Annotated in this window: 18 protein-coding genes; 9 read left to right on the top strand and 9 right to left on the bottom strand. The window is 50.4% G+C overall.

The window, feature by feature from the left end:
- Positions 1-152: 152 nt before the first annotated feature.
- Genes ACJJIL_RS08225 through ACJJIL_RS08215 form a run of 3 tightly spaced genes read right to left on the bottom strand, consistent with a single transcriptional unit; the run spans position 153 to position 5,978 of the window.
- Positions 153-3,311 (bottom strand): efflux RND transporter permease subunit, encoded by a 3,159-nt coding sequence (locus ACJJIL_RS08225; RefSeq protein WP_445361661.1) that lies wholly within the window; start codon positions 3,309-3,311, stop codon positions 153-155.
- The gene (locus tag ACJJIL_RS08220) at positions 3,304-4,542 is read right to left on the bottom strand and encodes an efflux RND transporter periplasmic adaptor subunit (RefSeq protein WP_445361660.1); all 1,239 of its coding nucleotides are present in this window, start codon (positions 4,540-4,542) and stop codon (positions 3,304-3,306) included. The genes ACJJIL_RS08225 and ACJJIL_RS08220 overlap by 8 nt, the downstream gene beginning before the upstream one ends.
- Positions 4,542-5,978 (bottom strand): efflux transporter outer membrane subunit, encoded by a 1,437-nt coding sequence (locus ACJJIL_RS08215; RefSeq protein ID WP_444928070.1) that lies wholly within the window; start codon positions 5,976-5,978, stop codon positions 4,542-4,544. The genes ACJJIL_RS08220 and ACJJIL_RS08215 overlap by 1 nt, the downstream gene beginning before the upstream one ends.
- 320 nt (positions 5,979-6,298) lie before the next feature.
- Here ACJJIL_RS08215 and ACJJIL_RS08210 point away from each other — a divergent pair, with 320 nt between their 5' ends.
- Positions 6,299-7,483 (top strand): acyl-CoA dehydrogenase, encoded by a 1,185-nt coding sequence (locus ACJJIL_RS08210; protein ID WP_282932536.1) that lies wholly within the window; start codon positions 6,299-6,301, stop codon positions 7,481-7,483.
- Between the two features lie 412 nt (positions 7,484-7,895).
- Here ACJJIL_RS08210 and ACJJIL_RS08205 read toward each other — a convergent pair whose 3' ends face one another.
- Positions 7,896-8,795 (bottom strand): EamA family transporter, encoded by a 900-nt coding sequence (locus ACJJIL_RS08205; RefSeq protein WP_445361659.1) that lies wholly within the window; start codon positions 8,793-8,795, stop codon positions 7,896-7,898.
- Between the two features lie 215 nt (positions 8,796-9,010).
- Here ACJJIL_RS08205 and ACJJIL_RS08200 point away from each other — a divergent pair, with 215 nt between their 5' ends.
- The 6 genes from ACJJIL_RS08200 to ACJJIL_RS08175 all read left to right on the top strand — a co-directional run bounded on the left by ACJJIL_RS08200 (position 9,011) and on the right by ACJJIL_RS08175 (position 18,320).
- Positions 9,011-9,628, top strand: coding sequence for a trimeric intracellular cation channel family protein (locus ACJJIL_RS08200; protein WP_413662328.1), 618 nt, complete (start codon positions 9,011-9,013; stop codon positions 9,626-9,628).
- A gap of 59 nt (positions 9,629-9,687) precedes the next feature.
- A complete protein-coding gene (locus tag ACJJIL_RS08195; RefSeq protein WP_445361658.1) occupies positions 9,688-11,340 on the top strand; it encodes an alpha/beta fold hydrolase in 1,653 nt (550 codons plus the stop codon).
- A gap of 59 nt (positions 11,341-11,399) precedes the next feature.
- Positions 11,400-12,230: a sulfurtransferase gene (locus ACJJIL_RS08190; protein WP_444914028.1), complete on the top strand. Its 831-nt coding sequence runs from the start codon at positions 11,400-11,402 to the stop codon at positions 12,228-12,230.
- A gap of 1,276 nt (positions 12,231-13,506) precedes the next feature.
- Complete coding sequence (locus ACJJIL_RS08185) at positions 13,507-14,766, top strand: PQQ-dependent sugar dehydrogenase (RefSeq protein WP_445361657.1); 1,260 nt, start codon at positions 13,507-13,509, stop codon at positions 14,764-14,766.
- A gap of 261 nt (positions 14,767-15,027) precedes the next feature.
- The gene (locus ACJJIL_RS08180) at positions 15,028-16,257 is read left to right on the top strand and encodes a PDZ domain-containing protein (RefSeq protein WP_444914030.1); all 1,230 of its coding nucleotides are present in this window, start codon (positions 15,028-15,030) and stop codon (positions 16,255-16,257) included.
- Positions 16,258-17,585: 1,328 nt separating this feature from the next.
- Positions 17,586-18,320: a class I SAM-dependent methyltransferase gene (locus ACJJIL_RS08175; protein ID WP_445361656.1), complete on the top strand. Its 735-nt coding sequence runs from the start codon at positions 17,586-17,588 to the stop codon at positions 18,318-18,320.
- Between the two features lie 451 nt (positions 18,321-18,771).
- Here ACJJIL_RS08175 and ACJJIL_RS08170 read toward each other — a convergent pair whose 3' ends face one another.
- Both ACJJIL_RS08170 and msrA read right to left on the bottom strand, forming a co-directional pair.
- Positions 18,772-19,407: a YopT-type cysteine protease domain-containing protein gene (locus ACJJIL_RS08170; protein ID WP_444914032.1), complete on the bottom strand. Its 636-nt coding sequence runs from the start codon at positions 19,405-19,407 to the stop codon at positions 18,772-18,774.
- Between the two features lie 359 nt (positions 19,408-19,766).
- A complete protein-coding gene (gene msrA / locus ACJJIL_RS08165) occupies positions 19,767-20,390 on the bottom strand; it encodes a peptide-methionine (S)-S-oxide reductase MsrA (protein ID WP_444914033.1) in 624 nt (207 codons plus the stop codon).
- Between the two features lie 414 nt (positions 20,391-20,804).
- Between msrA and ACJJIL_RS08160 the strand changes: the two genes are divergently transcribed.
- Positions 20,805-21,314, top strand: a complete 510-nt coding sequence (locus ACJJIL_RS08160; protein WP_108733513.1) for a DnaJ domain-containing protein — start codon at positions 20,805-20,807, stop codon at positions 21,312-21,314.
- On the opposite strand, the gene ACJJIL_RS08155 is transcribed toward ACJJIL_RS08160, so the two are convergent.
- Genes ACJJIL_RS08155 through ACJJIL_RS08145 form a run of 3 tightly spaced genes read right to left on the bottom strand, consistent with a single transcriptional unit; the run spans position 21,311 to position 23,148 of the window.
- Entirely contained in the window at positions 21,311-22,102 is a 792-nt protein-coding gene (locus ACJJIL_RS08155; protein WP_445361655.1) for a methyltransferase, read from the bottom strand. The two genes, ACJJIL_RS08160 and ACJJIL_RS08155, sit on opposite strands and share 4 nt — an antisense overlap.
- Complete coding sequence (locus ACJJIL_RS08150; protein ID WP_445361654.1) at positions 22,095-22,430, bottom strand: nucleotide pyrophosphohydrolase; 336 nt, start codon at positions 22,428-22,430, stop codon at positions 22,095-22,097. The genes ACJJIL_RS08155 and ACJJIL_RS08150 overlap by 8 nt, the downstream gene beginning before the upstream one ends.
- Complete coding sequence (locus ACJJIL_RS08145; protein WP_445361653.1) at positions 22,417-23,148, bottom strand: DUF599 domain-containing protein; 732 nt, start codon at positions 23,146-23,148, stop codon at positions 22,417-22,419. Before ACJJIL_RS08145 ends, ACJJIL_RS08150 begins: the two co-directional genes overlap by 14 nt.
- Positions 23,149-23,325: 177 nt before the next feature.
- Here ACJJIL_RS08145 and ACJJIL_RS08140 point away from each other — a divergent pair, with 177 nt between their 5' ends.
- Positions 23,326-26,235 (top strand): insulinase family protein, encoded by a 2,910-nt coding sequence (locus ACJJIL_RS08140; RefSeq protein ID WP_445361652.1) that lies wholly within the window; start codon positions 23,326-23,328, stop codon positions 26,233-26,235.
- Positions 26,236-26,332: the final 97 nt, after the last annotated feature.

Here is a 26,332-nt window from a genome sequence, read left to right as displayed (position 1 = left end):
GCTGCCGCAGCTCCAGGTCATAAAGGAAAATTAAATGAAGGTGGTATTCAGGGAGACAGGAACGTATTTTGGAAACTGATAGTTAAATATCAGTCATAAAATTAAACTTCTGAGGAAAATAGCCGATAAGAAGATACCGGCTACTATTGAATTTATTTCTGTGCGATTGCACCGCTACGACCAAGGCGAGCGATGATATTTTTCAATCTTGCAAACAACTGGGGAATATCTTTACCCATCATTAAATAGAGACAGGGTACCAATAACAATGAGATCGCTGTGGCAGCGAGTATTCCATAGCCCAGCGAGATCGCCATCGGAATCATAAAGCGCGCCTGCACCGAACTTTCAAAAATCATCGGCATCAAGCCGCAGAAAGTCGTTACTGTAGTCAATACGATCGGGCGAAAACGCCGCGCTGCCGCTCCCTTGATCGCGCTTTCCAAATCGGCGCCATCATTTCGGAGACGATTGCTGTACTCAATCATTACCAGAGTATCGTTAATCACAACTCCGGCCAGTGCCACCATACCCAGCAGACTCACCATACTGAGTCCGTACCCCATACCCAAATGGCCAAGTAACGCACCAATCACACCAAAAGGTATCGCCACCATTACGATCAACGGCTGCACATAACTCTTTAAGGGAATTGCCAATAGCAAGTACAGCACCGCCATCGCAAGGGCAAAGGTCATCGCCAGGCTTGCCAGTCCCTCTCGCTCCTCCGCTTGGCGTCCCTCATAGGAAACACTTAAGCCGGGGAATTCAGCTTTCAATTGGGGGACCACACTTTCATTCAGCTCATTAATCACAAGCGTCGCTTGGTCACTGGGCTCCACATTGGCGGTAATTGTTGTAACCCTGCGGCCTGCCCGGCGATTAATTGTGGCATAGGCGCGCCCTTTATCAATTTTTACCAGATCTGGCAGGGGCATCCAAAGTCCATTGCTGGCCCGGATCATAATGCTATTCACATCATTGATATTGGCTCGCTCATCCTCAGGCAAACGCACCATGACCTTCACCTGATCCCGGCCGCGCTGTTGGCGCAGGGCCTCAGCCCCGTACAACGCTGCCCGCAACTGGCGACCAATATCCTCCGCAGACATGCCCAAACTTTTGGCCGTTTCAGTCAGCGTAAGGTCCAACTGGGTTTTACCGAGGGAAATACCGGGATCGATATCACTGACATTGGGGAATTTCTCCAACTCATCCCCTAAACGTATCGCAGCTTGCTCCAAGGTATCCGTGTCGGTATGGCGAAGCTCCACCGTTAACGAGGAGCCAGCACCGGGACCGCCACGGTCAGAAGCTGTTGTCGCGCTAAGGGCACCGGCAATCGGCCCTACTTCCTGGCGCCAGGCGCGAATAAACTCACCGGTGGAAAAAGGACGCTCATCTGCGGGAACAAAGAAAGCGTCCACCATAATCGCGTCATCGCCCATCAAACCGCGAATCCCCAGGAAGACCTTTTCTTTATCGTATTGCTCGAGCACCTTATCGGCAGCAGCAATAATCTGCGAGCGCGCTTTTTCCAGCTGGGATTGAGCCGTTCCGGTGGGAAAGGTGACGGCAAATCGACCGGAGTCCCGCTCCACCCTGGGCATCAAGGTGAAACCCATGCGGCCGCTAGCCGCATAGCCGCCAACCACCAGCAGCGCCGCTACCGCCACGGCAATAGTGGTGTAGCGGTGCTTGATACATATATCCAGGAAGGGCCTAAAGCGCTGCTGTACAAAACGATCCAATCCCCGCGCCAGCATTTTCTGCCGCGCGGCAAAGCGGCGCGCCCGGCGACTTTTATAGCCGCGACGGGAGTGGGCCAAGTGACCGGGCAAAATAAACAGCGCTTCCACCCAGGAAATAATAAATACCGAGCCCACCACAAAGGGAATCACACCAAAGATCTTGCCCATAAAGCCGGGTAAGGCCATCAGTGGAAGGAAAGCGACAATATTAGTCAGGATCGCAAATGTGAGCGGTACCGATACCTGGCGGGCACCGGCAACGGCAGCCTCCAGATTGCTGTAGCCTTTTTGTCGCCACTCGTGGATATTCTCACCGGCAATAATTGCATCATCCACCACTATTCCAAGGGCGATAATAAAGGCAAACATACTTACCATGCTGATGGAAATATCCAGCCCAGGCAGGAATAGCAATGCCCCCAGGAAGCTGGTAGGAATGCCCAGTGTTACCCAAAAAGCCAACCGCAATTCCAGAAAGGCTCCGAGCACAACAAATACTAATAAGAGCCCAATAAAACCGTTCTTCAGCAGCAGGGTCAGACGCGCTTTGAAAATTTCCGAGTCGTCATCTCGAACGGTCAGGGTCACCCCCGGAGGCAGGCTTGCCCTGACCTCATCAACGACTTCATGGGCAGCCTCACTGACACTCATTGGTGTCTGGTCGCCCACCCGGTAGATCTTGATGCTGATAGCTGGCTCGCCGTTAAACACCATATTGCGCGCTTCTTCCTCAAGCGCATCGCTGATATTGGCAACATCCTTTAAATAAACGGCACCGCCACCAATGCCTTGGGCAATAACAATATCGCCAAACTCACGAGCCCAATCACGGCGCTCGGTCACCCGAACCAATATCTCCCCCGCATCAGACTTAACACTGCCGCTGGGAATATCTACCGCTGCATTTTCTACGATGCTTGCCACTTGCAGCAAGGTAAGCCCATAGCGACGCAGGTCGTCGCGGCGAATCTCGATCGCCACTTCCAAGTCCCGCAGACCCCGCGCTTCCAACTGTGTAATACCACTGTGCGCTTCGAGCTTATCGTAAACCTGCATCGCCAACGCGCGCAGGTTTTGCTCGGTAAGATCGCCATGTAATACCAGATCCAGCACATCCCGTTTGCGCTCGGCCAGACTGACCTGGGGCTGCTCAATATCTGTGGGGAAGGTGGTTACAGAATCGATAGCCTGCTGAATATTCTGGTACACCAGGGCAGCATCAGCATCGCCTTCCAGCTCCAGGGTTAAAGAGGCACTACCCTCATTGGCCCTCGCGGTCATCTCTTTGATGCCTACCAAGCCCTGCACCGCTTGCTCGGCAGCCACCAGTACACCGCGCTCGACCTCCTCAGGGCTGGCACCGGGATAGGAAATGGACACGCTCACAGTGTCCAGGCTGAACTCCGGGAAAACTTCCTTTTTAACGATGGTCGAAAAAATCAAACCACCGATCAGGAAAACCAGCATCAACAAATTGGCGGTTACATGGTTGCGCGCCATCCAGGCGATGGCGCCCGTGCGGGTATCGACCTTATCTTTGGATCTATCCTGCTTAGTCATCTGCGCCCCCAGCGTTGGGTCCACCGGGGCCGCGTCTTGGCGGCCGTTCCGCAGAGGCAGCAGCATCTATCGGCGGGCGCTGCTGGCGATTACTGTCTCCGGCAATTCGCACCGGCATACCCTCAGTAACGGTTACCAACCGGGTCGTCACTAAGGCTTCTCCACCGTTGAGCCCCTGCTCCAGGACTGCAAAGTCGCCGCTCATGTAGGCTACTTCTACCGGCAGAACCGTGGTGCGGTTCTTACGAACCACCCACACATTGTTGCCGTCTTGCAACGCGGTGAGGGGGATTCGCACACGCTCATCCTCACTTTGGGAAACGATCTCTACTTTCGCCAGATCGTTGAGAAGCAGCTGCGGCTGGGACGGATCCTGTACGGAAAGCGGGTCTTCCAGCTCTACCAACACACTGGCGAGACGACCCTGCTCTTCCAGTACCGGGATAACCCGGACAAACTCACCACGGCGGTAGACGCCCTGCGGCCACTGGCTGCCGTAAATTCGAACTTCAACATCACCGCGTCCAAGCCGGTGCAGTTGCGACGCGGGAACCTCAACGGCTATCTGGAAACGGTCGGCACTAGCAAGGCTGTAGAGAGTATCTCCTGGAGAGACGCGATCACCGACATCGGCATCGCGCTCAACGACCAGGGCATCAAATGGGGCGCGAATCTCGGTAAGCCGAAGATCGCGTTTAGCCAAGGCCACATTTGCCTCTGCGGATTTTACTGCCGCCTCTGCTACTGCTCTCTGAGGCTCGCGCAACACCAGAGCCTTGTCCCTTCCAGACAGGGCTGTGCCAAGAAGCTCGTATTCCTCTTGAGCAACCTGTTGCTGTCCGTGCTCCTGCTGTAATTCAGCGCGGCGCTGGGCGAGAGTGCTTTCGGCAGTCATCAAGGCCAGCTGGTAAGGTTCCTGCTCAATTCGCAGCAGTACTTGCCCTTGCGGCATTACCGCACCGGGGCCCAGGTCATAATCGAGCCATTGCACCTGCCCCTGTACCTGGGGCTCCAATTCTGCCAACTCTCGGGCGCTCACTTTACCCAGCGCGCTCAAGGTCACAGGAAACCGACCCTGCTCGGCAACGGCTATATCGACTGTCGGTGGCGGTGATTTGCGCTCACCGCGACTGACCGACGGTTTTTCCCGCATCATCCAGTTGAAGGCCAGGAATGCCAACACCACCAAAATTATGGGGATCAGCAGGCGCCAATTGAGTTTCTGCAACATCAGTTATTTCCCTCCAGGTACAACTCCAAATCCACTGGCTCGGGGGCTGGGAGATCCGCCTGGGGGATCCCGCCGGAAAGCGCGCGGTACAGTACTACTCGGTTTTCAATCAGTTCGCGCTCGGCGGACAAGATTTGTCGCGCCAAACTCTGTTGTTCACTCGTCGCGGTCAACACATTGAGGAAGTCGATGGTTCCCCGCGCATAGGCGCGGCTTTGGCGCAGAACCAAAAGGTCTGCGAGACGCTCACGCTCACGTAGATGGTTAAGTCTCTGCTCGATCAGGCTCTCTCGAATCAAGGCCTGCTCTACTTCAGACAAGGCTTCATTGACTGCACTGCGGTAGAGCGCCCAGCGCTCCTGCAGAACGGCGTCCTGTTGCTCCCGGGCTGATGCCAAGGCGCCACCATCAAAAATCACCCCCTCAATAGAGGCTGCAATGGCCAAAAGCCAGTTTTCAGTCACATCGCTAATTAAACTGGTGCCATTGCTGGCTACCGCAGACAAACTAAATACGGGCAGTCGATCGGCCCAGGCCTCATCGGCTAAGTGATAGCCCTGTAAAAGGTCTCGCTGCGCCTCAACGACATCCGGGCGGCGCAATAGCAATTGCGATGGCACGCCGGTCTCTGGCAGGGCTGGTAAGGCAGGCAACTCGGCCTGTTCGTGAATAATGCTGCTAAGTTCCTCGACATTGATACCCAAAAGCACCGCTAACTGTACTTTTAGAGTTTCGGCATCCGCTTCCGCCTCATCCAGTTCCTGCTGTGACTGCTGGACCAGCTGCTGTTGCTGCAAAACATCGGCTGCACCTGAGACGCCGCGACCAAAGCGCAGTTCCAGAACCTTCAGGCTTTTGCGATTGATCTCCAGCTGTTGTTGCAGCAAATCCCGCTGCCCCCACTGCTCCCGCAACTCCAACCAGGTAGCTGCCACCTCGCTCGCCAGGGTCAAGGCTGCCGTCTGTAAATTCTGTTCCTGGGCCAGGTAAGCCGCCTCTGCTGCACTGGCACCGGCACGGACCCGCCCCCAAAGGTCCACTTCATAGCTGGCGGCGATACGGGTACTCCAACTATTGCCCTCCGCAGAGGGATCGGTGAACTCGCCGGAAGAGTAGCGCTGCTCAGTATTTTCAATACTGGCGGTCAGTCTTGGCCAAAGGCCCGATCGCGCTCCCCGCGCGGTGGCTGCGGCCTGCTCCAATCGCCAATAGGTAGCCTGAATATCCGGATTATCTTTCAGTGCCAGCTGTACCAAATTGTCCAACTGCGGATCTTCCAAATCTCGCCACCAGCGCAAACTCGGTGCGACAGTGCCCGATGCACGAAAAGATTCTGGTAACCCCAAATTTTCATCGGGTTGAATGGTCTCAATTGGCTGCGAACTACAGCTGACAAGCAGCGGAACACAAATTGCCAAAATACGGTAAAAGGACAAGGAATATCACCGAAATTAAACGTTTAATCATAAAAAATAGAGATTTATTGCGTGCATTATCCGCCCCCCAAAATCGCTCGCAATGCGTTTTACTCTTGTTTACAAAGCATGCGTAAAATCAGGCAAAAAATTGCTGCCCGCAGGAGTGCCGAAAACCGAGTACTTCGGTATGATGCGGCACACTAAACTGAATAGTCATCGGGGTTTGACGCGGAGCTTATCCAAAAAGTCTCCCCTCTGTACAAAGGTGCTCGGCCTTCTTCAGCCGGCCCTCTTGGACGCTCCGGTGGAATTAATAACGGAAGTAGAAGAGACAAACCATGAGTAAACATCAGCCACTCGCCCATTGGGACGATATTTTGCTGCTGGACCAACAGCTGACCGACGAAGAGCGCATGGTGCGCGACACGGCACGTGAGTACTGCCAAAGCAAACTGATGCCCAGAGTTCTCGAGGGTAACCGCCACGAAATCTTCGATCGTGAAATCATGAACGAGATGGGTGAATTGGGCCTGCTCGGTTCCACCATCGAAGGCTACGGCTGTGCCGGTCTCAACTACGTTTCCTACGGCCTGGTGGCGCGCGAAGTTGAACGCGTTGACTCCGGCTACCGCTCCGCCATGAGCGTTCAGTCCAGCCTGGTTATGCACCCGATTTACGCTTACGGCAGCGAAGAGCAAAAACAGAAGTACCTGCCCAAGCTGGCTTCCGGCGAATGGGTTGGCTGTTTTGGCCTGACCGAGCCCGATGCGGGTTCCGATCCCGGCGGCATGAAAACCCGCGCCAAGAAAGTCGATGGCGGCTACCGCATCAGCGGCTCCAAGATGTGGATCACCAACAGCCCAATCGCCGACGTTTTCGTTGTTTGGGCGAAAGATGACGACGATATTATTCGCGGCTTCGTGCTGGACAAAGGTATGGAAGGCCTCTCCGCACCGAAGATCGAAGGCAAGTTCTCACTGCGCGCCTCCATTACCGGCGAGATTGTGATGGACAATGTGTTCGTTCCGGAAGAAAACAAGTTCCCGGAAATTGGCGGACTGCGCGGCCCCTTCGGCTGCCTGAACCGCGCTCGCTACGGTATCTCCTGGGGCGCCATGGGTGCCGGCGAGTTCTGCTGGCACGCCGCTCGCCAGTACGGCCTGGACCGCACCCAGTTCAATCGCCCTCTGGCTCAAACCCAGCTGTTCCAGAAGAAATTGGCGGACATGCAGACCGAAATTACCCTGGGCCTGCAAGCCTCCCTGCGCGTAGGTCGCATCATGGATGAGAACAAGCAGTTCGACCCCACCATGATCTCCCTGGTGAAGCGCAACAACTGTGGTAAAGCACTGGATATCGCGCGTATTGCTCGCGATATGCACGGCGGCAACGGCATCTCCGACGAATTCCACGTAATTCGCCACGTGATGAACCTGGAAGCTGTAAATACCTACGAAGGTACCCACGACGTACACGCATTGATCCTCGGCCGCGCCCAGACCGGCCTGCAAGCGTTCGTGTAAAACACGTCTAGTTCGATGCTCACGGTAGTTGCCGTGGGCATCGCCCTTATCCCATTACTTCTTATCTCCTTACTTCTACCTCGCCCCCCAGGTTGGTAGCACAAAACCATTAAACTAAAGTTCGGAATAATCACACAAAAAGGCGGCGCATAGACTGTGGAGCAGTATTAAATTATTACCCACACCAAGCAAAGTACTGCACCGAAAAAAAACGTTTGGATTTAAAGTAATAATAATTGAGAGCAGGCCAAAACTCACTGCGACCATTTACGCATCATCGAACCGCGAAATAAGTAAAGACAGCCCTCAGCAATTATTAAACTCTCAATAAAGGTATAAAAAGGAAGTTTTGGGGAGCGCGGAAAGCCCAAACAGAGAGCCCAACAAGCTGAATAAAATTATTACCCCTCCCCTAACTTCCCTCCACATCAACAATCTCCTGCCCCGGATTTCGATCATTTAATTTCACTACACAAAGAGCAATACCCAGCAACACGACAAAAGTCGCTACCCACTCGACAAATGTAAGATATTCACCGAGGATAATTGATGAGCCGATTATTCCCACAATAGGAACCAGCAACCCAAATGGTGAAACGCAGGCAGAGGAATAGCGACGAATTAAATCACCCCATAAAATATAACCAACCAATGTCACCATGCACACTTGGTAAACAATTGAAAACCAACTGGCCGTATTCGCCTGAAAAAAGAAAACCCAGGGAGTATGGCTTTCATAAAATATCGACAAAACCAAAAGAGGTACTGGCGGTACCAATGAAGCCCACACCATTAAATGAAGTAAGTTAACTCCTGGCATCCTGCGGAATACGATATTCGCTATCGCCCAAGACAGCCCCGCCCCCATAATAAGGATAAATCCCACTATCGTTGTCGACCCACCTTTATCGGCATAGTAGAAGAATACAGAAAACCCTACAGCCGCTATTACCAAACCCAAGCACTGCTGCATATTTATCTTATCGCCAAACAGCATTGCGAATAGTAATAGGGTGAATGGCACCTGCGACTGCATTAGCAGTGACGCTACACCCGCTTGAATATCGGCCTTCATGGCGTAGTACATCAACCCCAGAGAGAGAAACTCTAAGAAGAAGCCGAGCGCAACAACATTGAGGATCGAGGTCTTGGGGAATGGACAAAAGAAAACCAGAGGAACAGCGACGAGGGTGAAGCGAACCGAAGCCAATAACATTGGCGGGAAGTCGGCCAGCGCCACCTTGGTTATCGGGTAATTCAGTCCAAAAATTGAGACTGCCAGCAAAGCTAACAGTATGCTTTTATACGGCATCTCTACAGCCAGTGAACAATGGACGTAACCAAAGGGTAGCAGCCTCTATTAGTCTTCTGCGCCTAATGGGCCCTTTGTCATTGTTTCAATAGCTCCCTGGTACCCATCTATTGCGGCGCCTCACACTTCTCACCAGTAGATCGCTGCTCAATTCCCTTTGCGTAGACAGAAGTGCTATTCTCCCCTGCCCGCCAATCTCTGGATGTAACGATGATATGGATGAGCTGCTGCACTGGTTTGAATTGATCGGTATCGCGGTCTTTGCCTTCAGCGGCGTACTCGCCGCCGGCCACAAACAGATGGATTTATTTGGTGCCGTGGTACTCGCCTGCGTCACCTCTATTGGCGGTGGCACCGCCCGGGACATTATTCTCAACGTCCCTGTATTCTGGCTTGAGCACACCTATTACCTGTGGATCGCCTCAATTACCGGTGTAGTAAGCTTTTACCTGATACGCTATCTAAAGGTCCCTATGCGCCTGCTAATGGTGGCAGATGCCATTGGACTCGCCGTTTTTGTGGTGCTCGGAACCCAGAAAGTACTCGAACTGGGCTATTCCGCGACCATCGCAATCGTGCTCGGCGTAATGACCGGTACTTTTGGCGGGGTGATTCGGGATGTGCTGTCCGGTGACATTCCACTTTTACTCCGGCGAGAGATCTATGCCACCGCTGCCCTTACCGGTACGGCCATACTCGTTGCCTTGGACAATGTAGGGTGGCTACCCCATGAGCTAGTGGTGGCTATTGCTGTATTTGTGACCCTAGCGATTCGCCTCGCGGCATTGCGCTGGAATATCTCCGCGCCAGTGGCACGCTTCGGCAAGCACTGACCGTTCAAAGGCCTGGAACCATAAACCACTACTTAATAGCAGTCACAGGAATAATCTAAGTGCAAAAAGCCCGATTGCGCATACTCCTCATTATTCTCATTTCCATGGTGATTGGAGCCTGTGAGCGCTCGACAAACTCTGTCCAAACCGGTCAATCCCCGCAAAAACAATACGCTCGCCTGGTCGCAAAGCCCTGCTGGTTCAAAACCGATGAAACCTGGCCTTTCACCCAGTGTTTCATGATGGAGGTGCCGGAGAATTATGCCCACCCAGAAAAGCGTAAAATCCGCTTTCCGGTCGTGCGCTTCCGCGCCACAAACCCCGATCCCAAGAAAATCCCCCTACTCCACCTAGGCGCCGGAGGCCCCGGAGCCAGCATGGGGTTAGAGCCCGAGAACGCCAGCGATTGGTTGTGGCTTAACTATGCCGCCATGACAGTAGAAGATGGCCGGGATCTCTTTGTTATAGATCCCAGGGGCACCGGTATGGCCCAGCCGCGCCTCACTTGCAGCGAGTTTATCGAAGATGCCGATACCGCCTTCCGGCGCAACCTGTCTCCGGAAGAAGAGGCCCGTGTTTTTTCCTTCAGTATGGAGCGCTGTTACAGCCGCCTGAGCAAAGGTGCCGACCTGGCCCAGTACAACAGTTCTGTGATCGCCAGGGATGTAGAAGAGCTGAGAAAAACCCTCAAACTCGATAAATTCGATCTCTACGGGGTGTCCTACTCCTCCCGCTACGCCCTGACAGTGGCCCGCGACTTCCCGGAATCAGTGCGCACCCTGGTGCTTAACAGCGCGGTTTTCCCCAATATTGTCTACACGCAGCAGCTCCCACAGGACTCCCTGGCCGCCTACGAGCGCGGCCTGAAGCATTGCATCGAAGACGAGAAATGTAACAGTCGCTACCCCAATTTGCGTCGCAGATTGGAAAACCTGATCCAGACCTTAGACGAAGAGCCGCGCACCATTCCGATCAAGCACCGCTACTCAAAGCAAAGCTATCCCTTTGTGCTTACTGGACAGCGCTTGCTGAGAGTTCTATTCCAGGCGCTGTATAACGAAAACTTCTACAGTGAACTGCCCAAGATGATCGAGGGCCTGGAAAATGAGGGCGATGAAGGGCTACAGCCGGCCCAGGATGCCATCGCACACTTTATGGAGATCGTACTGGATCCCTACTTTGGGGATGCAGCCGGCGTTAGCCACTTCTGCTATGAAGAGGCTCCTTTTGTCGATTTTGATCAGGCCAGGGCCAACGCTGCAGACACCGGCATTCTCGGCGGGGCCGTGCGATCAGATTTAAATTTGTTGCAGCTACAGTGTCGCATCTGGGCAATCCCCTCTGCTCCTCTCACTGAGTCAGAAGCCATCTCCACCCCAGTTCCAGTGATAGTGTTACACGGCGGCCTGGATCCGGTACTGGCTGCAGATGATGTCGATATCGCACGCAAAGAGCTACCGAATCACCAATGGCTGCTATTTCCCAACCTGGCTCACGATATTATTTCCGCAAGCAACTGCGCGGAGCGGGCAGTTGCGCGCTTTCTCGACAACCCTGCCGAAGATCAAACCGAAACCACCATGACTTGCCGCAAAGCGGAGCTGGCAGACCAGATTTCCACCGAAGAAGAATCTGAGTCCCAGCAAGAAGCCGAACAACAGGCCGTTGAACCCCAAGCAGCTGAGGTCCCTGCCCCGGAAAGCGGCCAATAACCAAAAACAACAGCTGAAGTTACACGACAAAAGCGGTATCAAGGATTGAGGAAAGGCCGATGGAGAGCAACAACAACCCTGCCCTGATTGAAGTTGCGGATTTGGTAGAGCTCAAAAAGACCGGCGAACCCGTAATATTGGACTGCCGCTATAGCCTGGCGGATCACGATAGTGGTGAGCGGGACTATCGGGCAGGCCATATTCCCGGTGCCCATTACGCCTGCCTGCACCGTGACCTCTCTGCCCCTGTGCAACGCTACGGCGGCCGCCACCCAATGCCGAGCGCTGCACAGTTCCAGGACTACGCTCGCAATCTGGGAGTCGATAGTGACACACAGGTAATCGTCTACGACGACAACCGCCTGGGTTTCGCTGCCCGTGCCTGGTTCCTGTTTTTCTTCTTTGGCCACAAGAAAATCAGCATTCTGAATGGCGGTCTAAAAGCCTGGCTCGATGCAGGGGAGGCATTGGACACAAGCGAGCCCACTCGATCCAAGCAAGGAAACTTCAGCGCACAACCAAAAGAAAATCTTTTGGTTCATTACGAGACTATCAAACAAAACCTGGGTAAAGCACCCTGGCAGTTAGTAGACGCCCGGGACAGTCAGCGCTTTGAAGGAATTGAAGAGCCTATCGACCCGATTGCCGGACATATACCCACCGCCATCAACCAGCCCTGGCAGAACATAACTGACAAAAACAATGGGAAAGTGAAATCTATTCCCGAACTCAAAGAGCAATTCGGCAACTTGGCGGACGGCAAACCGCTTCTCAATTACTGCGGCTCCGGAGTTACTGCCTGCGTTAATTTCTATGCACAATATTTAGCTGGTCGCCACGACTCACTACTCTATCCAGGGAGTTGGAGTGATTGGTGTGCACATCAATAAAAGAAAAAATCAGAACTCCTTAGCACACACAACTGTCAAGGGGTTCATTTAAGTAGATACAGCGTATCTTGTCCAAACTATATGGCTATAAGGTAACGAGGCCAAAAAAGATAAGAGACAGAGCCCGGCATGAGGGTTAGCGGTCGGAAGTACAATTCTAAAAAGCTAGAAGAAAAACCCAAATATAATAGCTAAATTTAAATTCAGCCCACACTCTAAAAATCCTCAGCCGACTAACGTAAATACTTTGGTAAAAGAATCCGCAGCTATAGCCATCACACCAAATGTGAAATTATTCTTCTCATTACAATGAATACTTTTGGTACATACATTAGAAAATATCTCAGCCCTCACCAAGCAGAACAAAGCGGATAACCCACACTGCGCCTCCCTTCAAGCATCTCTTGATACTGCCAATGATATTGTAATATTTTATCGCCACTCGAGATTGCGAACAATTATCAAAAGCCTAATGAAATATTCTTTTCACCAAGCCTGTGCAACAAATTGAACTACCAGACGCCTCTAAAATTAGCATGCCTCTCAGTTCCGAGATCTATTAACAGATGATAGAATGCAGCCGTTTTGAACATGCCATTAAAATTTATAGATCATGCTTTCAGCGGCAAAAGATGGCTACACAGGTCTCAGGAGAGTAACCCGAACTGATACTTGCGCACCAATTATTGTCGGCATCAGCTTATGGGAAGAACTGGCTGGAAATTGAAACAACTGTGTTTGCCTTGCCAGATTCTAATATCTATAGATCTCAATCATAAGGAGATTAATCGTGAGATACAGGAAAGCATAGCTTTACATCATTCAGAAGAAAGGTGGTGGTTAGAGCATGCACCCTAAAATTAGTAAGTAAAGGCACCTGACGTCACAACCTTAACTAACTCTGGTTGTGTAGCAAGTGCATTAAGCGTTATGTGATATGAATAACACGCGTAGTATATTCTTGAAGTATCTGTCATTTTTAAGCATATTATTCCCTTCCATTTGTTTTTCGGGTAATTACTTACCTTTAAATAGCAGTTGCGATGGATTCCCTAAAGTTGCTGTAGGTAGCATCAAAGGAACCTGTATTGGGATTGTCAGTCAGTTCTCAGGTTTTAAGAAGCCCCGTAAAGCGATCCAATTGGGCAAGCGCAGTCTCCTTATAACCGATATGGGCGGATGGTCCGAGGGTAAGGGAATCCTCTGGCTCCTTGAGTCCTCTGATGATCATTTAAAAGGAAATGTCACAGTTACCCCTCTGTTGCATGGGCTCAATATGCCTCACGATATTGAGATGGACCCCAAGGGACGTATTTTAGTGGCAGAGACTAATCAGATTCGTCGGCTAGAGTTAGTAGACAACCAAATTGTTTCTGATGAGGTAATAATTGGAAACTTACCTCACAAGGATTCGCTGCATCCTTTAAGTAATTTCGTTCAGCTACCTGACAACTCACTGTTAATTAACTTTGGCTCAAGAACTGACCAGTGTGAGCATCATATAACGGATGGTAAGTGTAATGAGCTAGACGAGAACGGACTCTGGCAATACAGCTATAAAAATTCTACCGATAGCTACTCCGCAACAGGAAGACAAATTGCAAATGGGTTAAGGAACTCAATGGCCCTGGTGGCCCACTCTTCCGGGGTAATACTACAGGCAGAAAATAGCAGTGATGTGAAGGATGCTGATGAGCCCTATGAGGAAATCAATATAATCAGGGAAGATGGATTTTATGGCTGGCCCTACTGCCTGAATGAAATGTTTGATCAAGGCAAAATCAAAAATGGTTGCCATGTCAAGAACTACCACCCTCCCTATACACTTCTGCCTCCCCATGTCGCCCCACTAGATATGCTATATAGCCAATCCAGTAAAATACCAGCGCTAAATAATAGACTTTTAATGAGCTGGCATGGGTACCGTGTGGTAGGTAATCGGTTGGTTGCCTATGATATCAATCATAATGGGCTACCCGTTTTAACCGACAAAGCATGGTTTAACCGTGATCCTATCGCGCCAAGCACAGAGTGGACACGCCATCCATTTGCCCCCCAGGGGGGAATGTCACAACAAGCTCAACACATCGAAATTATCACTAACTGGAATCAGGTAGATAACCTTCGCCCCGAAGGCGCACCGGTGGGCTTAGTTATGCTTATGGATGAAACATTATTAATCGTCGATGACAAAAATAAAGCTATTTTAAGGCTTGCTGCTGGAGAGTCATATATAAGTGAAGAGCCTATTACTGGCGACGATAACATTGAAGCTGAAACTATGGCCACAATTTTGGACAAGCACCCGAACCTTAAAAATACCCTAATTGAACACTGCGCCTCATGCCATGAAGATATAGCTAAATCACCGGAAAAGCTGTTAAACAACACCAGCGGCTGGCTTAAGCCTACAGATGGAGTCATGAATATCGAACTAGCGCTATTCAACCCGGTTCGCCCAATGCCTCCATCATCCACAATGAGCAAAGAACAAAAACAACAATTGATCAATAGCATTAAGTCTATTTTTGACTAACTGTTTCCGCGAACACCTAAGAGAAGCGAAGATATAACCATAAACCCAGGGTCTGCATTTCTTATTGCGAACAACATAAAATATACGCGACACTAAGAAATGCAACCCTTTGGCATTCGGAAAAAGCACCTTAGGAAATCAGTTAAACTTGACAATAACAGGCAACTATGAACCTTTGCCTTTGGGCAGCTATACCAACTTAACAGAACAGTAACAATATACACTTTTGAAAAAAATTGCAGCAAAAGGGAGTTTAAGACCTTGATTAGTTCACCCACAAAATGGGAATACAAAAAAGAAACCCAAAAAGTCATAGGCGACATTGACAACTCAAACGCTAGTATTATTGTCAATGTAGCAAAAAATTCCCCTGCAGATAGTATTGGATTAAAGAAGGGTGACTTTATCCTCAGCTTCAATGGGGAACCATTGATAGCTCAAGATGAAATTGACTTAACCTACGGTAGAGGAACTGTGAATTACCGCTTTTATTCACGCGGTGATCACACAATATTAAATGTCAAAGCATCCCCAGTCCCTCTCGGGGTTATTACTGAGCCGAGTTCAAATTATATCCTAAAGGAGTTAAAGACTGGCAGCTTCCCTGGCTGGGAGGGATTTCGCTTGCTATGGAAACGCAGAGATTGGGAGAGACTGCTTGAAGCAAGCGAGGCCACATATTCAGACACAAGTATTAGCCGAATAATTAGAAAAGCATTTAAGAATTTCGGGAAAAATGCTGGAATGCTTTATAAAGGTGCATCACTTTTTGAAACAAACAGGGAAGAAGAAGGTATCCATCTAATTTCTGACTTCATCGACAATCAACTATCAAGCTATGAAACATTTGAGCATGCCATAGCCTATTTTTATGCCTCTAAGTGGTGTGAACTTAGGGGGGATAAGGAAGGTATTGAACACTGGCTGTTAGCCTCAGATAGAAGCAATGCTGGTGAGTTTGAGAGAATCTCTCAAGAAACTTACCTGAAAGGATTTGATCCAGCTCCCAAGAGGTATAAATGGATAAATAAAGAATTTCCGAGCAGCTATATTCTTGAAAATATAGGTAGCGGAGGTACCACCTCTCTTACTGAGTCATTGGCGAGACTAGATGCCAGTCAACTTTTACCCGTTTGCGTGATGCCATTCTATCGAGGTAATGGGCCTTACAATGATGCACTAGGCTGTTATGGAAGTATGTTTGAATATATTTCCGATAAAATTGCTCCTATGCACGTCATTTTGGATTCTCCTAAAAAAGAAGAAGGAGAAGAATGGCGCTACGAAAATGAGGAAAAACTCATCAATAATGGCGTTCCTTTTGAACTCCTATATGATCCGGAAAGTTCGATTTCTAAATCCCTAGATCTTGAGTATTCACCAGTATTTTATCTTCTAAACCAGGAAGGTTTTATTGTTTATGAGGGCGCGCTCAGGAAGGCCTATGACTACTGGGACACACTAGAGTGCATTTCAAGCAACGATAATTGAGAGAAATAGCTTTTCCATAATTTCGACCTCTCCTTGCACCAAAACTGATAGAGAAACATCAAAAAAAACAGAAAAATACCCTACGATGTAGCCCTCTTCAAAACGGGCTACATTCCTGCTATTGGCAAGATAAGCCTAACTTTTAGTAAAGACCGGATAGTGTTCACCTTTAGAGCCCTCCCACACTCCACCAACGCTTTCACCCATTAACTATTAAATATTCTTCCTGCGTAACAGATCACACTTAATATTCCTGGCTCTCCTACAAATAATCACCAAGCCTTATAAATATGCGCATCAACCAATCCATCACTTGCAAACTGAATAATCCACCCAAAAAAATAAGTCATTACAACTATAAAAAGTTTAGGTACAAGAACAGCCCTCCAGCAGAGGAGCGCACTCTATTACGCTTCAATTCGTGCACTTACCACATATTCATATTCGCTGGTCGCGCTGGACATCTTATCTTCATACGAAATCAACCACATCAAAACTAGCACAGGAAAATATTTTTTATTTAGCAAGCTTAGTAATTGGTACAAACACATGATTTAGGCGGGCGGTCAAATTATGTCCACACCCATCAAAAATATTAAATCACCAATCATACCAACTAAAAAGTTACTATTTCTTTACGCATTACCACCCCCATTGTATCATTTGATATTAATAAAATAGCGGAAAACACTTCGACTAATGCACTTGGCTACAACAAAATCACATTATTCTTTGTTCCCGGGAGCACTGAAGAAGCAAAACTTTCTGTGTGCAACCAACTCAACACAAGCCTCATGATATTAGAGAAAATCTATATTCAACCCACTGTTCAGGCTACAGTCACCATAGGCAAGGTTTCTCCAGGTCTACCAAAGGGGTCACAAAATTATATCCTTGACACAGAAAGGCTCATTTACTTGCAATCACACTTTAATAAACCCTGCAACTAGGATGAGTTAAGCCTAATGCCGCTAAAAAGCCACCCTTCTCTCTACGTTGAATTCCAAATAAACAGCTTATGGACTGCTTTGAAAACTAGTCGCCTTGTCGCCAGGTAAATAACGAGCAACATTAGTAAGGAGGGTAATTGAGCATGCAAAGGAATAGATGGCACTTAACCTCAACCATTCGACGTCAAAAGCCTCAAGAGAGTTTCAGGTAATGAGAGCCTCAATAATTTAAGGAAAACAAATCAGAAATCAATACATCATTAAAATTATGCTCTCATAATTTTACCTGTGATCTCTCTAGAGAGAGCACATTAAGAATGTGTGTAACACCACATGCAAAATGGACATACACACTTGGGGATGGAAAAGTAGATATATATGAACAATCGACACAAAGAACAGTGGGAAAATTTAGGAGCTTGCGATCCATATTGGGCTGTTCTCTCAAATCCCTCGAAAAAAAATGGAAAATGGGATAAGAAGACTTTCTTCGAAACAGGAGAAAAGGAGATAGGTCAGGTTTTCGAAAACCTTCGGCAGAACAATATGGAGCTACAAGGGGGTACCGCTCTGGACTTTGGGTGTGGTGTAGGGAGACTTAGTCGAGCTTTATCCAGAAGCTTTGAAAAGGTAGTTGGAATTGACATCTCAAGCTCAATGATTGCCGAGGCCAAAGTTCAACATCGAAACTATTTAAATATACAATTCATTTATAATACGGCCTGCGACCTTTCAGTAATTTCAGACTGCTCTATTGATTTTTTGTATAGTAACATTGTCTTGCAGCACATGCCCCCAAAACAGCAAATTTCATTTATCAAAGAGTTTTGCCGAGTACTCCGCCCTGGCGGAGTACTCGTTTTTCAAACTCCCTCTAAGCACGACCTTACTGTACCCGTCGGCTGGGTTCACTTTCTGGTTAGCAACCGCATTTTAAACATTATCAGAAGAGTAAAGTATGGACGAAATGGGGTCATGGAAGTTCATGTACTTGCCAAACAGCGCATACTGGGTGTGCTTAATGACCATGGCCTTTCAGTAAAAAAAGTAGAAAAATATGATTCTTCAGGAAAAGGCTTTAGAAGCTATAGGTACTATGGCGTAAAGAGCTAGGAATTTTATAGAATGGACCATTGCTCCGCCTGTGCCTGCGATATGGTCCACTGTATAATTTTTGTAGGTTTTATCTAAACACCCAGCAGGTTAAATATCCTTATCTGCGTAATTTTCAAGACCTTACAGAAATGCTTAGCAACATAAGGATATAGCAGTCCTTGATATGAGCTAAGAGGGAAGTAGTATGAAAGTTTTGAGGGTAACGATAAATACTAACCGGGCCTTGCATTAACTAGATTGTAACTAGTAAGCAAGGCCAACATAGAGTATCACAACTATATTTCGGGTTAGAAAAACTCAATCACTGATTAGCATAAGTGAACCTGACCTTAAATAAAAAGTTTTACTCCGGATGCCCATGAGGCTACATATTTGATAACTTTGTGAAAATCGTCATTAGAAATTCATACGCGTGATAAACTGCCATACAAAGTCAGCAAGAATGTAATCACACCTTCCAAATTCGATCGATCTTCCATAAATCGAATTTATGTTCCGCCCGATAATGCATATTACTGACCAAGTGAAAGAAGAAGTAAAAATCCTCTTTATCTTCAAACCAAAACTCCCCAAAGTTCGGATCAAAGAAACAGGCACCCTGCTTTTGCCCGCCAAATGACTGAGCACCAACCCAAGCAGCTACCGCATGAGCGCCCTGACTCTGGTCTCGACTAGAGCACATTTCAATCAACGCATAGGCGCCATTAATCTGTTTAAGCCGCTGTCGCAAGGAATCCCTGTTTGATCTTCCGGTAGCTGAAGAAAGCACTCTCAACCGATTTAAAAGCAACCAGGCCCTATGAGAAGCTCGCCAGTTGGCACTTTGCACCCAGGCTTGCTGTTGTGCCGCTATTCGTTGGTATTTCCCCATATTGAAAGGGATAAATCTTCGCTGATCCCAAACGCCACCCAAGTGATTTACTAAAGAGTCGTCATAAGCATGATACTTAATCCAGTGTGAAGCCAACGACAAACAGATTCCACTGCCAGCAATCTGTCGGATATTCAAAACAGGAAATGATTGGGAAAAATCCCAAGTACATACTCCATCCAACTGGCGCGCCATAGAGTAAACGCTGTACATAAAAGGTCCTACGAATAAATTATTGTGACTCTGTACTTAAGGAGCCTATGAATAACTACGCGGATAGAGTGAAATCCCCTTATTAACCGCAACCACTTCTGCTCAAGGTGAAAGTGAGGCTCAAGGGTTCTTTTCCCCGACGCAGGAGTTGGAACTTTACGCGCCAGACCCACCGCCGACTTTATGATTTGGGCGCAAGTTTTTAGATTTTGGTCATAATTTAATGACAACCAAATACAGGGAAACAAATTCAGAGAAGGCAGGAAAAAGACAGAAAAGTGGAGGGGAATTGACTGTGTTCAGCGTCACAACAACAGGCAGCACTCACCGCGCCGCCTGCTTCTGCAATCTAACAATTTTTAGTCGTACATAGGGTTGCGAAGAATAGGGCAAACCGCATCTTCATTCTTAGCCATATATTGCTGGTGGTACTCCTCGGCGTAGTAGAACGGTTGAGCCATGCTGATTTCGGTAGTGATTGATCCACGATCTTTGGCATCCAGCGCTTCCTGCACAGCTGCCCTGCTCGCTTCCGCCTCCTGTTTCTGGCCTTCGTTCAAGCAGAAAACACAGGAACGGTACTGGGAACCGATATCGTTACCCTGGCGCATACCCTGGGTTGGGTCGTGGTGATCCCAAAAGATCCGCAGGAGTTCTGCATAGCTCACCTTTTTGGGATCAAAGATCACTTTCACCACCTCTGCGTGCCCGGTACGGCCGGTGCAGACTTCATCGTAGTTCGGGTTTTCAGTGGCGCCATCGGTGTAGCCAACGGCAGTGGCAAACACACCATCCGTATCCCAGAACACATGCTCTGCGCCCCAGAAGCATCCCATACCAAAAATGGCGACTTCCAGGTGCTCAGGGAATGGCTCTTTAATGGTGTTGCCATTTACAAAGTGGGTGCCACTGATCTCCATCGGCTGGGGCCGGCCGGGCAGCACCTGGTCCGCATCGGGTATCTGAAATTTGTCGTATTGCATACTGTTTTCTCAAGTGCAGGTATTTTCTTTTGTCAGGATAGCTCTAAGGCGCTTATCCTCCCAGATCCAGGGAGCCTCTGAATAATTCCGTGGTGCCTCTGGCTTTCAGAGCGGTTCACAATCAAGGCGCGGCTTTGTAGGAATGTCCAGACCTTTCAAAAAGTCGCAACGCAGAGTGTGAATCGCTCTGAAAGCCCCGCAGGGCGGGTCTTGAAGGCCACAGCTGCTACTTTGCAGCTCTTGGCCATTCGCTGGCGAGCTTGTGCATAAGCCCTGCAGCCTTCAAGACCCGCAGAGACCTTACGGAATTATTCAGAGGCTCCCTTACTATATTAATCCGCGAATCAAGTAGTTAAGAGGACTCTATGATACGCAGAACAAACATTGGCAGATCAACACTATAAGGAGTCGTCATTGGCGCGCTTAATCTTACTGATTTTAATCGCCATCGGTGCCTGGTATCTCTGGCAAAAAATCAAATCTAGCTCACCGCAGGAGCGGCGCAAGCAGATTTTTATGGCCTGTATCGCCGGCGTCGCCGCAATAGTGGTTGTGCTGGCTATCACCGGGCGCCTGCATTGGGTAGGAGCAGCGCTCGTGCTCATTCTTCCTGTGTTGGGCCGTTTACTCAGTCAGCTCTCCCGTTATTTACCCTGGTTGATGCCACTGTTTGAAAAGTATTCAAACAGGCGCCCAAATCCAGGGGCCACTCAACATCCGCCGCCACACAACACCGAGGGCCCGCCACTCTCGGAACACGAGGCGCGCCGAATCCTTGGCGTTGACGCCGATGCTGGCAGAGATGAAATCATTAGTGCACACCGCAAATTGATCCAAAAACTCCACCCAGATCGCGGCGGCAACGATTACCTGGCATCGCGTATCAACGCCGCTAAGGAGTTACTACTGAGCATTCTTGGTTAAACCTTACAAAGCAGGTGGATATACCTGGCCAATTGCCGATAGGGGTCCACCTGGGAGTATTCAAGCTCCTTTTCCACAATGGCCGACGCGGGCAACTTTTCCCGGATTGATGGCGTCATAAAATCGTGGAAGCAGCGGATGCCGCTGTGACAAGCCACGGAAAAGCCCGCTTCGGTCAGCCAGTCTTCCACCCATTCCGGCAGCAGTGGATTCTGTGGAGTGAGGCTGCCAGGGTGGCCACCCCAGTTATCCCCTTCAATATTGCGGTCCAGCTGGCGAAAGCTGCCCCGCTGTAATAGACGGAACTCAAGGGCACGCCGATTGTAGAAAGTGAGCGAAAGATGCCCACCAGGCTTTAACAGGCTGCGCAGCTGCTGCAATGCCTGTTGCGGCTGTTCCAACCATTCCAGCACAGCGTGGCAAATTACCAGGTCGGCGTCCTTTAGAGCTTCTACCTGCGGCAATTCTTGCAGGGGTTTATGCAGCAAGGTCATTTGCTTTTGCAAATGGCGCTGGCGAATTTCCGCATCCGCGAGTTCAAGCATCTGCGCAGAAATATCTGCGAGAAAAACCTCGTGCCCCGCTTCAGCCAGATCCATCGCAAAATGGCCCTGGCCACCCCCAGCGTCAACGATTTTTAGAGTGCGCTGCTCGCTCCCCAATAACGGCGCCAGATCCCGGTTGAGCACTGCCAGGCGGATATCCCCTTTAAGGCCGCCATAGATACGGTTGCGAAAACGGTGAGCGAGATCGTCAAAGTTTCGATCTTTACGCAGGCTGTCACCCATCGGAGCCCTCACCTTGCAAAGCCTCATTGCATCGGCGGCGGTTCTCGGCGAATTTGCGCTGTAGCGCCTCTTCCATATCAACCCCCAGTACAGCGGCCAGTTTGCTCAAGTACATCTGAATATCCGCCAGTTCAGCGGCAACTTGCTCGGCCTTGTCGCCTGCCATTAGATTATGGATATCTTTATCGCTGCACCATTGAAAGTGTCGCCCTAACTCTGCAACTTCCACAGATAGCGCCATGACCAGGTTTTTTGGGGTATGCAGTGACTGCCAGCCGCGCATTTCAGCGACTTCATCAAAAGCCGCCAGGATTTCACGGTCTTTCATCGAATTTTTTCCTCTGCTGGCGCTCCAGCCCGCCCTCCCGGGCCGCCAAAATTGAATTCAGTGCGCGGGACAAAAACTCACGCCTGTATAAAACACAGACAACAAACAGATAGCCGGCAACAAACAGGACTGGGTGGATAAACCAGCCCAGCACTGACATTGAGAAATAATAAGAGCGCAGACCGTAGTTGTAACTGTGGCCCGCATGGTCAATCACCTTGGCTGTACTGATGGCAAACCGGCGTCGCTCTTCCTCAGATAGATCACCGGTTTCCGGCGGCGGTGCTGCACCAATGAGCACATTGGCGAAGGAGTACTGGCGCAGTGACCAGGTAAAATTGAAAAAGGCGAAGATAAAAATCAGAATCAACAACATCACCTTGAGTTCAAACTGCTCAACGGTGGTGGGCTCCGCAAAAGGCAAACTGGTGAGCACTTCGATGGCCGCCTTGTTCGCCGTCAAAGCCGTCACTAAACCCGCCAGGATAAGAATACTGGTGGAGGCAAAAAAACCAATGACCCGCTCCAGGTTACTGAGAATAGCGGTATCCGCCATGCGCATATCCCTATCGAGCATACGCATCATCCATTCAACGCGGTACCACTGAAGCGATGAAGTAAGGCACCAGGTTTCTTTGGCTTTTTTTCGCGCAAAAACGGTGTAACCCACCCATGTGATAAAAAAGCCAATGACACTGGCAATATCCAACCAGGACAACCTCTAATATCTCCGTGTTCGTCTACATTTATGCCGTAGCTTCGGCAAGCGAAGTCTTCGCCCTACTGGCATCCTTGTCAACACTGTCTTTCCGATGTGTGCAAGCGGTAGAATAGCGCCCTTTCGCCGGCAGCAGTGGCCGGCCAGAAAATTCATATAACTCCAGGGAGCTGTCTTTTGAGCAACTCACATCCTGCATTTGAACTGGTTACCAGCGCAGATATTGATTCTCTCGGCGTGCGCGTCGAGGAATACCGACACATTACGACCGGTGCCCAGCACCTGCACATCGCCGCAGACAACTCGGAAAATGTTTTCCTTGTCGCCCTGCGCACCGTGCCCGAAGACTCCACCGGTGTCGCCCATATTCTTGAACACACCGCTCTGTGCGGCAGTGACAAGTACCCGGTGCGCGATCCCTTCTTTATGATGATCCGGCGCTCACTCAATACCTTTATGAACGCCTTCACCAGTTCAGATTGGACCGCCTACCCGTTTGCCAGCCAGAATCGAAAGGATTTTGACAACCTTCTCGACGTCTACCTGGATGCGGTATTTTTTGCGCGCCTGGACCCGCTGGACTTTGCCCAGGAAGGCCATCGCCTGGAATTTGCCGAAGCGGATAATGCGAGCAGCGAGCTCGTCTACAAAGGTGTCGTGTTCAATGAGATGAAAGGCGCCATGAGCTCCGTCACCTCGCAGCTGTGGCACACCCTGAGCAAATATCTGTTCCCCACCACCACCTATCACTACAACTCCGGTGGCGAACCTACCGATATTCCAAAGCTGAGTTACGAGCAGCTGGTTGCCTTCTACCGCAGCCACTACCATCCCAGCAACGCCACCTTTATGACCTTCGGTGATATTCCGGCGGCGGAGCACCAGGCCGCGTTTGAAGAAAAAGCGCTGCACAAATTCGAGAAGCTCAACAAGACCATCTCGGTTGGGCGCGAAGACCGCTACCAGGCGCCACTGAAAGTCGAAGAGCACTACCCGTTAAATGGCGAGCCCCTGAAGGCCAAGACCCATATCGTATTGAGCTGGCTGCTGGGTGATGTCACCGATCTTGAAGAGGCTCTGACCGCACACTTGCTCGCCGGTGTACTGCTGGATAACAGCGCCTCACCGCTGATGAAGCTGCTGGAAACCACCGACCTTGGCACTTCCCCTTCTCCGCTGGTTGGCCTGGACGATTCCCAACGCGAACTGGTGTTTGTCTGCGGTATTGAAGGCAGCGAACGCGAAAGTGCCGACGAGCTTGAGCAACAGGTTCTCGACGTGCTGAGGGACGTGGCGGAAAACGGCATCCCCTACGAACAGGTAGAAGCCAGCTTGCACCAGCTGGAATTGCAACAGCGGGAAATTGGTGGCGACGGCTACCCCTTCGGCTTGCAATTGATTCTCACCGCATTGACCGGCGCCACTCACCGTGGCGATGCCATCGGCCTGCTGAATATCGATGCCACCCTGGAGCGTCTGCGCGAGCAGATCAAAGATCCGAAGTTTATCGCCAATAAAGCCCGTGAACTTCTGCTGGAGAACCAGCACCGCGTACGTATGGTACTGAGTCCCGATGAGCAGCTGGCTGCGCGCCGCGAGCAGGCGGAGAAAGACCAGCTGGCGGAAATCAAAGCCGCTCTCAGCGACAAAGAAAAAGCACAGATTGTCGAAACCGCCAAAGCCCTGGCCGATCGACAAAACCGCGAGGACGACGCTTCTATCCTGCCCAAGGTCGGCGTGGAAGATATTCCCGCAGAGCTTCCCGATGTCGAAGGCGAAGCAATAGACTTGGGCCCACAGAAGTTGACCCGCTATAGCGCGGGCACCAACGGCCTGGTTTACCAACAAATGGTCTGCGCGCTACCGGAATTCACCGAAACCGAAAAGCAACTGCTGCCCTACTACTGCCAGGTACTGAGCGAAGTTGGCCTGGGTGAAAAAGACTACCTGGAAGTCCAGCAATGGCAGACCAGCGTGGTGGGCGCCCTGCACGGTTTCACCAGCAGCCGCACTGCCATCGACAACCTGGATCACTTGTCCGGCCACTTTATCCTGTCCGGTAAAGCGCTGGCACGCAATCAGGGCGGCCTGACCGAACTGATGCAAGCCACCATGGAGCAGGTGCGTTTTGACGAGCACGCCCGCATCAAGGAACTGCTACTGCAAACCCTCGCCCGCCGCGAACAGGGTGTTGTCGGCAACGGCCACGCCCTTGCCATGGCTGCCGCCAGTGCCGGCTACAACCGCGCCGCCTGGGAGAGCCATGCCAGCGGTGGTCTGCTGGGATTGCGCAACCTGCGAGCCCTGGTTGCCGGACTGGAAAAAGAGGAAGGCCTGCAAGACCTTTCCACCCAATTCCAGGCTATCCACCAGAAAATCCTCGCAGCACCGCGCCAGTTCCTGCTGGTGGGTGAAGAAGAGAAAATTGGCGATTTCAGCCAGACACTGATGCCACTGACCTCGACTTCCAGCATCGCCGCAGCCAACCCCGCTGCACCTTTCGAACGCAAACAAATCGAGGAACTCTGGGTTGCCAACAGCCAGGTGAACTTCTGTGCCAAGGCCTACGCTACTGTGCCTATGTCCCACCCGGATGCGGCCCCGCTGTCGGTTTTGAGCGGCTTCCTGCGCAACGGCTTCCTGCATCGCACCATCCGCGAACAGGGCGGCGCCTATGGCGGCGGAGCCGGCCACGACAGCAATATCGGCGTATTCCGCTTCTACTCCTACCGCGATCCGCGTATGGGTGAAACCCTGGAGGACTTCGACGCATCCCTTAAGTGGTTGGCCGAAGAGAAGCACAAGGAAGAACAGGTTGAGGAAGCGATCCTCGGCGTCGTCGGCGGTCTGGATAAACCCGGCTCCCCCGCTGGTGAAGCCAAGAAGAACTTCCACTCGGGCCTTTACGGTCGCACCCACGAGACGCGCCAACAATTCCGCAAGCAGGTTACGGAAGTTACCCTGGAAGACCTGCAACGCGTCGGAGCCACCTATCTGGACCCGAGCAAGGCCAGTACCGCCATTGTTACCGGTCCCCAAGGTAGCGAAGCGGCAGCCAAGCTCAACCTGAAGGAAGAGAAGCTCTAACTGGAGCTCGACGATTCCCCGGCAATTTGTCCGGGGAAGCTCTGCGGCGCCGGCCAAAAACCGGCGCCGATCTATCGCCGTTATCCTCTAGCGAAGT

Source organism: Microbulbifer maximicatervae (SeqCode), from assembly GCF_052468095.1.
The sequence above is the reverse complement of the archived record's forward strand: the minus strand, read 5'-3'. Positions and strand labels throughout refer to the sequence as shown.

Bases quoted from the DNA above. Each gene is read 5' to 3' on its own strand.
- ACJJIL_RS08225 (WP_445361661.1), bottom strand. From the start codon at position 3,311: ATGACTAAGCAGGATAGATCCAAAGATAAGGTCGATACCCGCACGGGC.
- ACJJIL_RS08220 (WP_445361660.1), bottom strand. From the start codon at position 4,542: ATGTTGCAGAAACTCAATTGGCGCCTGCTGATCCCCATAATTTTGGTG.
- ACJJIL_RS08210 (WP_282932536.1), top strand. From the start codon at position 6,299: ATGAGTAAACATCAGCCACTCGCCCATTGGGACGATATTTTGCTGCTG.
- ACJJIL_RS08205 (WP_445361659.1), bottom strand. From the start codon at position 8,795: ATGCCGTATAAAAGCATACTGTTAGCTTTGCTGGCAGTCTCAATTTTT.
- ACJJIL_RS08200 (WP_413662328.1), top strand. From the start codon at position 9,011: ATGGATGAGCTGCTGCACTGGTTTGAATTGATCGGTATCGCGGTCTTT.
- ACJJIL_RS08190 (WP_444914028.1), top strand. From the start codon at position 11,400: ATGGAGAGCAACAACAACCCTGCCCTGATTGAAGTTGCGGATTTGGTA.
- ACJJIL_RS08185 (WP_445361657.1), top strand. From the start codon at position 13,507: ATGCCTCACGATATTGAGATGGACCCCAAGGGACGTATTTTAGTGGCA.
- ACJJIL_RS08175 (WP_445361656.1), top strand. From the start codon at position 17,586: ATGAACAATCGACACAAAGAACAGTGGGAAAATTTAGGAGCTTGCGAT.
- ACJJIL_RS08170 (WP_444914032.1), bottom strand. From the start codon at position 19,407: ATGTACAGCGTTTACTCTATGGCGCGCCAGTTGGATGGAGTATGTACT.
- msrA (WP_444914033.1), bottom strand. From the start codon at position 20,390: ATGCAATACGACAAATTTCAGATACCCGATGCGGACCAGGTGCTGCCC.
- ACJJIL_RS08155 (WP_445361655.1), bottom strand. From the start codon at position 22,102: ATGGGTGACAGCCTGCGTAAAGATCGAAACTTTGACGATCTCGCTCAC.
- ACJJIL_RS08150 (WP_445361654.1), bottom strand. From the start codon at position 22,430: ATGAAAGACCGTGAAATCCTGGCGGCTTTTGATGAAGTCGCTGAAATG.